The organism is Nocardioides imazamoxiresistens (assembly GCF_032378595.1).
In the GTDB taxonomy this organism is placed as follows: Bacteria; Actinomycetota; Actinomycetes; order Propionibacteriales; family Nocardioidaceae; genus Nocardioides; species Nocardioides imazamoxiresistens.
This window is the reverse complement of the sequence record NZ_JAVYII010000009.1, coordinates 24,541-37,037: the sequence shown is the minus strand read 5'-3', so window position 1 is coordinate 37,037 and position 12,497 is coordinate 24,541. Positions and strand designations below refer to the sequence as shown.

The 12,497-nt window shown below is 75.3% G+C and carries 10 protein-coding genes; 8 read left to right on the top strand and 2 right to left on the bottom strand.

Features of this window, described 5'->3' with window-relative positions:
• Nucleotides 1–15: 15 nt before the first annotated feature.
• Complete coding sequence (locus RDV89_RS17710; protein ID WP_315735193.1) at nt 16–1,296, bottom strand: HNH endonuclease signature motif containing protein; 1,281 nt, start codon at nt 1,294–1,296, stop codon at nt 16–18.
• Between the two features lie 256 nt (nt 1,297–1,552).
• Between RDV89_RS17710 and RDV89_RS17705 the strand changes: the two genes are divergently transcribed.
• Together RDV89_RS17705 and RDV89_RS17700 are read left to right on the top strand one after the other, a co-directional pair.
• Nucleotides 1,553–4,612: a glycosyltransferase gene (locus tag RDV89_RS17705; protein WP_315735191.1), complete on the top strand. Its 3,060-nt coding sequence runs from the start codon at nt 1,553–1,555 to the stop codon at nt 4,610–4,612.
• Nucleotides 4,609–6,102: a DUF5719 family protein gene (locus tag RDV89_RS17700; protein ID WP_315735189.1), complete on the top strand. Its 1,494-nt coding sequence runs from the start codon at nt 4,609–4,611 to the stop codon at nt 6,100–6,102. Before RDV89_RS17705 ends, RDV89_RS17700 begins: the two co-directional genes overlap by 4 nt.
• A 34-nt stretch (nt 6,103–6,136) precedes the next feature.
• Here RDV89_RS17700 and RDV89_RS17695 read toward each other — a convergent pair whose 3' ends face one another.
• Complete coding sequence (locus RDV89_RS17695) at nt 6,137–6,589, bottom strand: metallopeptidase family protein (RefSeq protein ID WP_315735187.1); 453 nt, start codon at nt 6,587–6,589, stop codon at nt 6,137–6,139.
• 126 nt (nt 6,590–6,715) lie between these two features.
• On the opposite strand from RDV89_RS17695, the gene RDV89_RS17690 reads away from it, so the two are divergent.
• The 6 genes from RDV89_RS17690 (at nt 6,716) to ahcY (ending at nt 12,395) form a co-directional block, all read left to right on the top strand.
• Nucleotides 6,716–7,174 (top strand): DUF3499 domain-containing protein, encoded by a 459-nt coding sequence (locus tag RDV89_RS17690; protein WP_315735185.1) that lies wholly within the window; start codon nt 6,716–6,718, stop codon nt 7,172–7,174.
• Between the two features lie 32 nt (nt 7,175–7,206).
• On the top strand, nt 7,207–8,583 hold the full coding sequence (locus tag RDV89_RS17685) for a phosphomannomutase/phosphoglucomutase (protein WP_315735183.1): 1,377 nt from the start codon (nt 7,207–7,209) through the stop codon (nt 8,581–8,583).
• Nucleotides 8,584–8,594: 11 nt separating this feature from the next.
• The gene (locus RDV89_RS17680) at nt 8,595–8,789 is read left to right on the top strand and encodes a Trm112 family protein (protein WP_315735181.1); all 195 of its coding nucleotides are present in this window, start codon (nt 8,595–8,597) and stop codon (nt 8,787–8,789) included.
• A 16-nt stretch (nt 8,790–8,805) separates the two neighbouring features.
• On the top strand, nt 8,806–9,834 hold the full coding sequence (locus tag RDV89_RS17675; RefSeq protein WP_315735179.1) for an SIS domain-containing protein: 1,029 nt from the start codon (nt 8,806–8,808) through the stop codon (nt 9,832–9,834).
• An 85-nt stretch (nt 9,835–9,919) separates the two neighbouring features.
• A complete protein-coding gene (locus tag RDV89_RS17670; RefSeq protein WP_315735177.1) occupies nt 9,920–10,861 on the top strand; it encodes a DUF808 domain-containing protein in 942 nt (313 codons plus the stop codon).
• 106 nt (nt 10,862–10,967) lie between these two features.
• Nucleotides 10,968–12,395 (top strand): adenosylhomocysteinase, encoded by a 1,428-nt coding sequence (gene ahcY, locus RDV89_RS17665; RefSeq protein ID WP_315735176.1) that lies wholly within the window; start codon nt 10,968–10,970, stop codon nt 12,393–12,395.
• The last annotated feature ends 102 nt before the right edge of the window (nt 12,396–12,497 follow it).

Here is a 12,497-nt window from a genome sequence, read left to right as displayed (position 1 = left end):
CGGGTACGGCCCGGTCTAGGGCCGTCGCACGAATCGGACGCTGGTGTGGCCGAGGGGGTGTCGGGTGCGGCGGGTCTCGTAGCGGGAGTCGTGGACCGTGCGGTGGTGGTGCCCGCAGAGCAGTCCGGCGTCGGTGGTGTTGGTGGCGCCGCCCGCGGACCAGAGGGTCCAGTGGTGGACCTGGCACTGGTGGGCAGGTCGGTCGCAGCCGTCGGTGACACAGGTCTTGTCGCGGAGCGCGATCGCCAGCCGCTGCGGTTTGGAGTGGTATCGCTGCGCCCGGCCGAGGTCCAATACCTCGCTGGCACCGCCCAGGACGGCCGGCACGAGATTCGCCGAGCACGCCAAGCGCCGAGCCTCAGCGGCGCTGATCCGTCCGCCCGTGTCCAACGTGGCGACACCCAGGTCCCGCAGCAGGGCGTCCAGGTCGAGATTCACCACGACGGTCGCGTTCGCGCCGCCCACCTCGGGCAGGTCGCGGGCGTCGAGGGCCTCGATGAGCTCGACGAACGCCTCACCGCGCCGCAGCGGTGAGGGCACCCCGGTCGCGAACCGGTCCGCCTCATCAGAACTGGCGTTCTTGTGGCCCGGTGCGGCGTAGGCGTCGAGGGCCTTGCCGAGCATCTCGGCGTGCAGGGTCGGCAGGATCCCCCTGATCGAGGTCTTGCCGTCGCCGAGATCGCGCAACGTCAACGACGCCGTCGCCATCGCCGAACGCTCCTCCGCCGCCAACAACCGCGCCTCGTGCGCCTCACCCACCTCGGGTGCGACCACGTCGAGGATCCGCTTGCCGAGCTTGCGCAGCGCGAGTGCGTCGAAGCGGGCCGCGTTGTCCACGAGCACCTCTTCGGCGCGGCCCACGGTCTCGACGTCGACCTCGTCCGGCAGCGCATCGAGCGCCCGGACGATGACGTCGGCCTGGTCGAGCGACACGGCGCCGGCTGCGGCGGCCGCGGCCACACGTGCGTACCGCTCAAACGCACCGCCCACCCGCAGCACCCGGTGTGCCTCGCCCCTGGTCACGCCGGTCGCGTTCGCGAACCACACCGCCGTCGACGGCGACCCGTCCACCCGACCGACCTGCAGCTCCTCGGCCCGCGCGGCCAGCTTGGCGACCAGTCCCGTCGCGCGGTTGATCAGGTGCTGCGCGGCCACCAGCGCCGACCGCGCATCCACCTCACCGAGCGTCAGCAGACCCAGCTCGAGCGCATCCCCGACCCCACGATCAGCACGCGCCAGCGCCGCCAGCACCGGATGCCCCGGACCCGGCGAGAAGGTCCCCGTTCCCCCTGCCATGGACCCACTCAACCAGGAGCCACCGACAGTTCCGCCCCACGTCGGCCCACGCTGTGGAGGGACCGAACCGCGTGCCGCCGAGACCCCGACCTCGTGCCGTTCCACTCGTCCTCGACCCCGTTCAAACAGGGCCCAGGTCGAGCGATACCCGGTGAACCGGGTAATCCAGAGGTGCGACCCCACCCCACCCGCCCGCGACGCACGCCACGCCCGTCGATCAGGGCCGCCTCAGCCTCGGACCGTAGGGTGTCCGGTCGTGAGCGAGCCCGTCGAGATCCCCGAGCCCGCCGACCACTGGGCCGACCTGCGCGACGACGAGCTGCCCGCGGCGGCGCCCGTCGTGCTCGACGGCAGCGGCGTCACGGTCCTCCTCGTCTCCCACGACGGCGCGACCTGGCTGCCGACGGTGCTGGACGCGCTGGCGCAGCAGAGCGTCGAGCCGGCGCGGGTCGTGGCGGTCGACACGGGCAGCACGGACGGCACCGGCGAGCTCCTCGACACCGCGCTCGGGCACGAGAACGTCCACGAGCTGCCCGCCGCGACGCCGTTCGGCGCCGCCGTCACCCACGGCCTCGGCCACCTCGCGCCGGGCACGGAGTGGGTCTGGATCCTCCACGACGACGCCGCCCCGGCGCCGGACGCGCTGCAGCGTCTGCTGGAGTGCGCGGCGGCCGAGCAGGCCGCGGGCGCCCGGGTCGACGCGGTCGGCCCCAAGCTGCGTGAGTGGCCCTCGCTGCGCCGGCTGCTCGAGGTGGGCGTCACGATCAGCGGCACCGCGCGGCGCGAGACCGGCCTCGAGCGCGGCGAGTACGACCAGGGCCAGTACGACGCCTCCCGCCGTGTCCTCGCCGTCAACTCGGCCGGCATGCTCGTGCGCCCGGGCCTGCTCGAGGACCTCGGCGGCTTCTCCGAGGACCTGCCCGTCCTCGGCACCGACCTCGACCTGGGCTGGCGGGCCGCCGCCGCGGGCCGCCGGATCGTCGTGGCGCCCGAGGCCGTCGTCTTCCACGCCGAGGCGGGGCACCGCGGCCTGCGGCCCACCTCGCTGGTGGGTGCGCACCCGCACCAGACCGAGCGCCGCGCGCAGGTCCTCGTCGTCCTCGCGAACGCCTCGACCCGGCTCTTCGTGCCCGCCTACCTGCGTCTGGTGGTCGGAGCGGTCCTGCGCGCGATCGGCTTCCTGCTGACCCGGCGCCCCGGCACCGCGCTGGACGAGGTGGCCGCCGTCCTCTCGGTCTGCCTGCGGCCCGGCGAGCTGCGTCGCGCCCGCGCCGCGCGTCGCGGCACGCGTACCGTCCCCGACGCCGAGATCCGCCCCCTCCTGGCGCCCTGGTGGCTGCCGTTCCGCCACGGCCTCGACGCGGCCGGCGACCTGCTGGGCTCGCTGACCAGCCACGCCAGCGACGTCGCCGACCGGCGCCGTGACGCGCGCGCCGCGGCCGAGCGCGACCGGGTCGCCGCGACCCGCGCGGGCACCCGTGCCGCCCACCCGGGCACCGAGGACGACGACGAGCTCGCCGCCGAGTCGGGCTGGCTGGCGCGCTACCTCACCAGCCCGGTCGCGCTGACGCTGACCGCGGTGGTCCTGCTGCTCCTCGTCGGGGCCCGGGAGGCGTTCGGCGCCGTCTCGGGAGGTGCGCTCGCGCCCGCCCCCGACAGCACCGGCGCCTGGTGGTCGCTGCACCTCGCCTCCTGGCACCCGATCGGGACGGGCAGCGAGGTGCCGGCGCCGCCGTACGTCGCGCCCCTCGCCGTGCTCGCGTGGCTGCTGCCCGGCGGGCCCGTCACGACGGTCTCGGTGCTGCTCGTCGCCTCGCTGCCGCTCTCGCTGTGGGGCGCCTGGCGCCTGCTCGGCGTGGCAACCCGGCTCGTCGACCCCGCGGGCGCATCGCCGTGGCTGCTCGGCGTCGGCGCGGTCACGTACGCCCTGCTGCCCGTCACCAGCGGCGCCTGGGCCGACGGCCGCTTCGGCGTGGTGCTCGGCGCGGCGCTCCTGCCGTGGCTGGTGCACGCGGCGCTCGGCTTCGCGGACCCCGAGCGCGAGCGCCGCTGGCGCGCCGGCTGGCGCACGGGCCTGCTGCTGACCCTGCTCGTCGCCCTCGTGCCCGCCGCCTGGTGGCTGGTCGTCGGCGTCGTCGGCGCCATCGCGGTCTTCGCGTTCGTGCTCGTCGGCCGCACCCGGCTGCTGCGCCGCGACGTGCGCACCGGCGTGCTGGCCCCCGTGGGGGTCGCCCTGGCCACGCCCGCGGTCCTGCTCGCCCCGTGGCTGCTGCCCACGCTGCTGCAGGGCGACCTCGTCGCGCTGGTCGGGGAGGCCGGCCGCCTGCCCTACGGCGTCGTCGCGCCGACCGACCTGCTGTGGGGCCACCTCGGCGCCGACGCGGCGCCCGCCTGGCTGGGCCTCGTGCTGGTGGTCGCCGCCGTCCTGGCCCTGCTGGTGCCGACCACCCGGATCGCGGTCGTGGGCTGCTGGGCCGTCGCGTTCGCGGTCGCCGCCCCGGCGAGCCTGCTCGCCATCCCCGTCTTCTCGCTGGCCCCGGGCGACACGCCGTCCGCGGTCGGCTTCGCCGTCGTGGTGCTGCAGGGCGTCGCCGTGGTGGCCGCGGTCCTCGGCGTGCTGGGGCTGCGGCACCTGCTGGGCGTCCCGAGCACCGAGAGCGGGGTACGCCGCCTGCTCGCCGCCCTGCCGGTCGTCGCGCTGGCCGCCGTGGCCGGCACGGGGCTGGCCTGGTTCGTGGGCCCCGGTGCCGGCATCGTTGAGGACGACCGCGACGCCGTGATCCCCGCGTACATGGCGCAACGCTCGGTCGAGTCGCCCTCCTACGGCGTGCTGGTCGTCGACGGCACGATCCGCGACGGCGTCACGTTCACCGTCCGCCGCGAGGACGGCCTGCGCCTGGGCGAGGAGGAGATCGCCGCCCTCGAGCCCCGCGACGCCGAGATGGTCGCCACGGTGCGCCAGCTCGTGTCCTACCCCTCCGCCACCGAGCTCGACCGGCTGCGCGAGGAGGGGATCTCCTACATCGTCCTCCCGGCCCCGGGCGACCCGGCGATCCGCGCCACCCTCGACTCCATCGCCGGCCTGGCCCCGGCCAGCGCGCCCGACCCGCAGACGCGGGCGTGGGAGCTCGTCGACCAACCGGGCCAGGACGCCGTCCCGGGCCCGAGCACGGGGGTGCTGCGCTGGCTGCTGCTCGCCGTCCAGCTCGGCGCCGCCGGCGTCGTGCTCGTGATGGCCGGGCCGAGCCGTCCGGGCGGTGACCGGCCCGACCCCGCCGACCCCGTGGCCGCCGCCCTCACCCAGGAGCGCCGATGAGCGAGCAGCAGACCCCCTCCACCGGCGGCGGGCGCCGCCGCGCGGCCGAGCAGTCCACCCGGCGCCGGGTGGACGCGACCCTCGTCGCTGCCGTCGTGCTGCCGCTGCTGGTGGTGCTGGCCGGCGCCGCCGTGCGGGTGGGCGCGCCTCCGCCGCGGGCCACCGCCCCGGACGCCGAGCCGCGCCGCGAGGCGGTCGCGGTGTGCCCGTCGACGGGGGTGGCGCCGGGCGCCGACGACCCCGACGAGGCCGTGCCGGGGGAGGGGACCGTACGCGTGGCCACCACGCCCGAGGCCGCGGGTGAGGTGACCGCCTACGTCGGCACGGAGCAGCTGGTCGCGGCCGAGGGCACCGCCGCCCCGGTCGCCGACGGCGCCGTGGCCGACACCACGACCGGCGACGTGACGGTCCTCGAGGCCACCGGCGAGCCCGCCGGCGGTCTCGTCGCGGCCCGCTTCGACGACGAGGGCGGCGCGGGCACGACCTGCGCGGCGCCCACCACCGGCGCCTGGTTCGTCGGGCTCGGGGCCGGGGCGGACCGCTCGTCGGTCGTCGAGCTCACCAACCCCGACAGCAGCACCGCCGTGGCCACGCTGACGCTGCACGACGAGAGCGGGCAGGTGGACGCCGAGGGCATCCGCTCGGTCGTCCTGGAGGCGGGCACCACGCGCCGGCTCGACCTCGGGCAGCTCACGCCGTCCTCGGACGAGCTGGCCCTGCACGTTGACGTCACCCGCGGCCGGCTCGGGGTCGGCACGCTGACGACGACCGAGCCGCTCGACGGCGGGGAGGGCACCGGCTACTGGGCCGCCTCGGCCGCGGCCCCCACGACCGGAACGACGCTGCTCGGCCTGGGCGGCGAGGACGACGCCGCCCGCACGCTGGTCGTCGCCAACCCCGACGAGACCACGGCGCAGGTGCGGGTCGAGCTCCTCGGCGACGCCGGGCTGTTCACGCCGACGGACCTCGACGAGCTGACCGTCGAGCCCGGTGCGGTCGCCACGCTCGACCTCACCGGGGTCGTGCAGGCGGCCCGGGCCGACGGCGCCCAGGGTGCCGCCGGGGTCCGCGTCACCGCCTCGGTCCCGGTCGTCGCGGGCCTGCGCTCCGGCAGCGGCGCCGACGAGAGCGCCGCGGTGGTGGCGGAGCCGGCGCCGCGCGACGTCGCCGACGGGACGCTGAGCGCCCTGCTGCCGCCGGCCGGTGCGTCACGGCTCGTGCTCACGAACGCCGGCGGCGAGGCGGCGCCCGAGGTGGTCGTGCGCGACGCCGACGGGGCGGAGCTCGCCCGGGTCGAGGCGCCCCTGGCCACCGAGGCGTCCACGACGATCGCGCTAGCCGACGGCGCCGCCCGCGTCGACGTGCTCGGCTCGGCCGACGACGACCTGCGCGGCGCCGTGCTGACCGGTCCGGGCGGCACCTCCGTGCTCGCCCTCACCGCGGCCACCCCGAGCGACCTCGTCCCGACGGTGCGGCGCGCCTGGCCGTGAGGCCGTACGCACCGCCGCCGGGGAGGCCGCCGTCTCAGAAGTCCGGGTCGTAGTCCGGGTCGACGTCCTCGGGGGAGATGCCGAGCAGCTCGGCCAGCTGCTCGGCGACGACCTGGCGCACGAGCAGCTCCAGCTCGATGCGCGTGGGGGCCCGTCGCTCCAGCGGGCGGCGGAACAGCACGATCCGCGCCGCGCGGCCCTCGCGGGCCGGCACGAGGCTGGCCAGGGGAGCGCCCCCGGGCCAGTCGTCGGGCACCAGCGGCGTGTCCTCGACGGCGTACTCCAGCGCGCCCAGCCGCGCGCGCCACGGCGCGTCGACGGCGCCGACCACGCCCAGCACGACGGCGTCGAAGCGTCGCCCGCGCGACGGTCGCGGGTCGCGCGCCCCGGGGGGCGGCACGAAGCGCGGCCGGGCCACGCCTCGGCCGTGCCGGTCGCGCCGGCGCACCGGGGCCGGGTCCGCGCTGGCGCCTCGTTCGTCGTCCACGGCACCACAGCCTAGGCGCCGCCCGAGTGACTCCCCGACCGCCGCCCGACGGCCGGCGCGCGCGTGTCGAGCGGCACGCCGCGCGCCTGCCGCCGACGTCGGGGCGCGGGGAGTAGCGTCCCTCCCGTGAGGTCTGCCCGTCGTTGTTCGCGCACCGCCTGCGGCCGTGCCGCGGTGATGACCCTGACGTACGTGTACGCCGACCAGACCGCAGTCCTCGGGCCCCTCTCGACCACGGCCGAGCCCCACGCGTACGACCTGTGCGAGCAGCACAGCGAGCGGCTCTCGGCCCCCCGCGGGTGGGAGGTGCTGCGGCTCGCCAGCGCCCCGGTCGCGCCCGGTCCCTCCGACGACGACCTGCTGGCCCTGGCCGACGCCGTGCGCGAGGCGGCGGTGCGCCCCGCACCCACGGCCTCCTCCCCGCACCTCGTCGAGTCGGTCCACACCGACGCCTTCGAGCGCGTCCCCCGGCCCGACCCGTTCGGTGCCCCGCGGGCCGACCAGCGGCCCGAGGCGCACCGCGGCCAGCGCCCGGCGCGGCGCAACCACCTGCGCGTCCTCGACACCGACCCGACGCTCGGCTGAGAACCCGCGGTGCTGCCGCTAGGCTCCCGACCATGGCGCCCAGCGGATCGCTCGACGAGACCACCATCAACGCCGTCTTCAAGGCGTACGACGTGCGGGGCACCGTCCCCGACCAGATCGACGAGGAGCTCGCGCGCCGCGTGGGCGCCGCGTTCGTGCAGGTGACGGGAGCGCCGACGGTCGTCGTCGGCCACGACATGCGGCCCTCCTCGCCGGGCATGGCGGGCGCGTTCGCCCGCGGCGCCGCCGACCAGGGCGCCGACGTCGTGCTCATCGGTCTCGCCTCGACCGACCAGCTCTACTTCGCCTCGGGCCACCTCGGCCACGCCGGCGCGATGTTCACGGCCAGCCACAACCCGGCGCAGTACAACGGCATCAAGATGTGCCGCGCCCACGCCGTCCCGATCGGCACCGACACCGGGCTGTCCGAGATCCGCGACCTCGTCCTCGGCCCCGAGCCGGCCCCCGCGCCGCGCACCGGCAACATCTCCGAGCACGACGTGCTGACGGCGTACGCCGCGCACGTGCTGTCGCTGGCGCCCGTGCGCGGGCGCCGGCTCAAGGTCGTCGTCGACGCCGGCAACGGCATGGCCGGGCTGACCGCGCCGGCCGTCTTCGAGCGTCTCGGCTCCGAGGCCGTCGACATGGTGCCGCTGTACTTCGAGCTCGACGGGACCTTCCCGAACCACGAGGCGAACCCGATCGACCCCGACACGCTGGTCGACCTGCAGGCGCGGGTGCTGGCCGAGCAGGCCGACGTGGGTCTCGCCTTCGACGGCGACGCCGACCGCTGCTTCCTCGTCGACGAGAACGGTCGCGCCGTCTCGCCGTCGACGATCACGGCCCTCATCGCGGACCGCGAGCTCGCTCGCGTCCCGGGCTCGGCGGTGATCCACAACCTGATCACGTCGAAGGCCGTGCCGGAGATCGTGGCGGAGAAGGGCGGCACGCCCGTGCGCACGCGCGTGGGCCACTCGTACATCAAGGCCACCATGGCGGAGTCGGACGCCGTCTTCGGCGGCGAGCACAGCGGCCACTTCTACTTCCGCGACTTCTGGCGCGCCGACTCCGGCATGCTCGCGGCGCTGCACGCGCTCGCCGCGCTGGCCGAGACCGACCAGCCGCTCTCGCAGCTGCTGGCCGCCTACGAGCGCTACCCGATGAGCGGCGAGATCAACTCGACGGTCGCCGACCAGGGTGCGGTGCTGGCGCGCCTCGAGGAGACCTACGGCTCCCAGGACGGCGTGACGCTGGACCGGCTCGACGGCCTGACCGTCGACGCGGCCGAGTGGTGGTTCAACGTGCGGGCCTCCAACACCGAGCCGCTGCTGCGGCTCAACGTGGAGGGCAAGGACGAGGCGACGATGACCCGGGTGCGCGACGAGGTCCTCGCGCTCATCCGGGGCTGAGGGGAGCGACGATGAGCGACGAGACGACCATCGACCGCACGCTGCTGAGCATCGTGGCGTGCCCGGCCTGCCGCTCCACGCTGGACCTGCGCACCGGGTCGGGGCCCACGGGCACCGAGCTGGCCTGCACCGGTTGCGACCTGGTCTACCCCGTGCGCGAGGGCATCCCGGTGCTCCTCGTCGACGAGGCCCGTCGGGCCGGCTGAGACGGGGGCGGGCGCCGTGTGGTTCGACGAGTCGCGGCTCGACGACGAGCATGCGCTCGCCGGGGTCGACGCCGCCCTGCGCACGCTGGCCGAGTCGGGCGCACGCGTACGCCGTGAGGCCGGGGCCGCCGGGGAGGCCTCGGCGTCCCGCGTGGACGAGGCCCGCCAGCGCCAGCGTCCCCGCGCGGTCCTGGCCGCCGGCCCCGACGCCCGCCTGCTGCGCGACGTCCTCGAGAGCACCTGCCCGGTGCCGTTCGTGGCCTGGCCGGCCCCGGGCCTGCCCGGCTGGGTCGGCAGCCTCGACCTCGTGGTGATGCTCGCGCCGCAGGGCAGCGACGCCGCGGCGGCCGGCGCGGTCGCCGAGGCCGTGCGCCGCGGCGCGGACGTCCTGGTCGCCTGCCCGCCCGGCTCCCTGGTCGCGGAGCACGCCGTCGGGCGCGACGTCGTGCTGCTGCCCACCGACACCGGCGACCCGCTGGCCACGGCCGTGGTCGTCCTCGACTTCCTCGCCTCCGCGGGCCTGGGGCGACCGGCCGACGCCGACGACGTCGCCGCGGCCCTCGACGAGATCGCGGTGCGCTGCTCGCCGCTGCGCGACATCGCCGCCAACCCGGCGAAGGAGGCGGCCCTGGGGCTGGCCGAGTCCGCCCCCCTCGTGTGGGGCGGCTCCCCGCTCGCCGCGCGCGCCGCCCGCCGGGTCGCGGAGGACCTGCGCCGGGCCACCGGACGCGCCGTCCTGGCCGACGACGCCGACCAGATCCTCCCGGTGGTCGAGGCCGCGCGAGCGCGCGACGTCTTCGCCGACCCGGTCGACGGCGACGCGGTCGTGCGGCCCGCGCTGCTGGTGCTCGACGACGGCAACGAGGAGGCGCACGTGCGCGAGCGGGCCGGCCGCCTGCGGGCGGCGGCGGCCGCGCACGACGTGCGGGTGGTCGAGCTGGCCCACACCGGGGGGAGCGACGTCGCCCGTCACGCGTCGCTGCTGCTGCAGGGGCGCTACGCCGCGACGTACCTGGGGCTCGGGCTCGTCGACGGCGACCGCTGAGCGCACTACGCTGCGCCTGCCCGACCCCCCCGATCCCCGTCCCACCCCGTCCGTCCCACCTCGCCCCACCCCCAGGAGACCTGCCGTGAGCGGTGGCCTGTTCGCCCTCCTCGACGACGTCGCCGCGCTGGCGCGCATGGCGGCGGCCTCCGTCGACGACGTGGGCGCGGCCGCGAGCCGCGCCAGCCTCAAGGCCGCCGGCGTCGTGGTCGACGACGCGGCGGTGACCCCGCAGTACGTCCAGGGCGTCGCCGCCGACCGCGAGCTGCCGATCATCAAGCGGATCGCGATCGGCTCGCTGCGCAACAAGCTGCTGCTGATCCTGCCCGCGGCGCTCCTGCTCAGCCAGTTCCTGCCCTGGCTGCTCACCCCGATCCTGATGGCGGGTGGCGCCTTCCTGTGCTTCGAGGGCGCGGAGAAGATCTGGGGCAAGCTGCGCGGGCACGCGCACGCGAAGGAGAAGCAGCTCGCGACCGGGCCCGACGCGGAGAAGACGCTGGTCTCCGGGGCGATCCGCACCGACCTGATCCTGTCGGCCGAGATCATGGTGATCTCGCTGAACGAGGTGGCCGACGAGCCCTTCCTCAGCCGTCTGGCGATCCTCGTGGTCGTCGCGATCGGCATCACCGTGCTCGTCTACGGCGTCGTCGCGCTCATCGTGCGCATGGACGACGTCGGCCTGTCGCTGGCCCAGCGCACCTCGACGACCGCGCAGCGCGTCGGCAACGGGCTGGTACGCGCGATGCCCGGGCTCCTGCGCGGCATCGCGGTCGTGGGCACCGCCGCGATGCTCTGGGTGGGCGGCCACATTCTGCTGGTCGGGGCCGACGACCTCGGGCTGCACGGGCCCTACGCGCTGGTGCACCACGTCGAGGAGGCGGTCCACCACGTGCTCGGCGCCGTCGGCGGCTGGCTGGCCAACACGGCCCTGTCGGCCGTGGTCGGCCTGGTGGCCGGCGCCGTGGTCGTGGCGGCCGTCCACCTCGTGCACACCGTGCGCCACCGTGCCGGCGCCGGGGATTCCTGAATTCCCTGGCCCCGACCTAGTCTGGACCGGTCCGCGTCGGGAGATCCCGCCAGGAGCGCAGATGCGCTGCGCAGATCTGACCTCCACCGTTCGAGGAGACACATCGATGGACTACAAGGTCGCCGACCTGTCCCTGGCCGAGTACGGCCGCAAGGAGATCGAGCTCGCCGAGCACGAGATGCCCGGCCTGATGGCGATGCGCGAGCGCTTCGGCGACGCGCAGCCGCTCGCGGGCGCGCGGATCGCCGGCTCGCTGCACATGACGATCCAGACGGCGGTGCTGATCGAGACGCTGGCCGCTCTCGGCGCCGACATCCGCTGGGCCACCTGCAACATCTTCTCGACGCAGGACCACGCCGCCGCGGCCGTCGTCGTCGGCCGTGACGGCACGCCCGAGGACCCGAAGGGCGTCCCGGTCTTCGCGTGGAAGGGCGAGTCCCTCGCCGAGTACTGGGACGAGGCCGAGAAGGTCTTCGACTTCGCCGAGGGCGGGCCCAACGTGCTCCTCGACGACGGTGGCGACATCACCCTGCTGCTGCACAAGGGCGTCGAGTTCGAGAAGGCCGGCGCCGTGCCGCCGCTCGACTCGACCGACAACGAGGAGTACAAGGAGGTCCTCCGGGTCCTCGCGCGCTCCCTCGAGAACGACCCGCAGCGCTGGACGAAGCGCGCCCCGCTCATCCAGGGCGTCTCCGAGGAGACGACCACGGGCGTGCTGCGCCTGTACGAGCGGTTCAAGGAGGGCTCGCTGCTCTTCCCGGCGATCAACGTCAACGACTCGGTCACGAAGTCGAAGTTCGACAACAAGTACGGCTGCCGCCACTCGCTCATCGACGGCATCAACCGCGCCACCGACGTCATGATCGGCGGCAAGGTCGCCGTCGTGTGCGGCTACGGCGACGTCGGCAAGGGCTCGGCGGAGTCGCTGCGCGGCCAGGGTGCTCGCGTGATCGTCACCGAGATCGACCCGATCTGCGCGCTGCAGGCCGCGATGGACGGCTACGAGGTCAAGCGCCTCGAGTCGGTCGTCGAGTACGCCGACATCTTCGTCACCACGACGGGCAACTTCGACATCATCCGGGTCGAGCACTTCGAGAAGATGAAGAACCAGGCCATCGTCGGCAACATCGGCCACTTCGACAACGAGATCGACATGGCCGGCCTGGCGAAGATCCCCGGCATCGTCAAGGACGAGATCAAGCCGCAGGTCCACCAGTGGATCTTCCCCGACGGCAAGAAGGTCATCGTGCTGTCCGAGGGCCGCCTGCTGAACCTCGGCAACGCGACCGGTCACCCCTCGTTCGTGATGAGCAACTCCTTCACGAACCAGGTGCTCGCGCAGATCGAGCTCTTCAGCAAGGCGGACGAGTACGAGCTCGGCGTGCACGTGCTGCCGAAGCACCTCGACGAGGAGGTCGCCCGCCTGCACCTCGACGCCCTCGGCGTCGAGCTCACGGAGCTCAACAAGGAGCAGGCCGCGTACCTCGGCGTCGACGTCGCGGGCCCGTACAAGTCGGAGCACTACCGGTACTGACCCGCTCCCGGCCGGGCCCCCGCCCGGCACCGGGCAGGCACCTGTGACGGCGCCGTCCTCCTGCGGGAGGGCGGCGCCGTCCCGCGTCCGGGCCGCGGACGC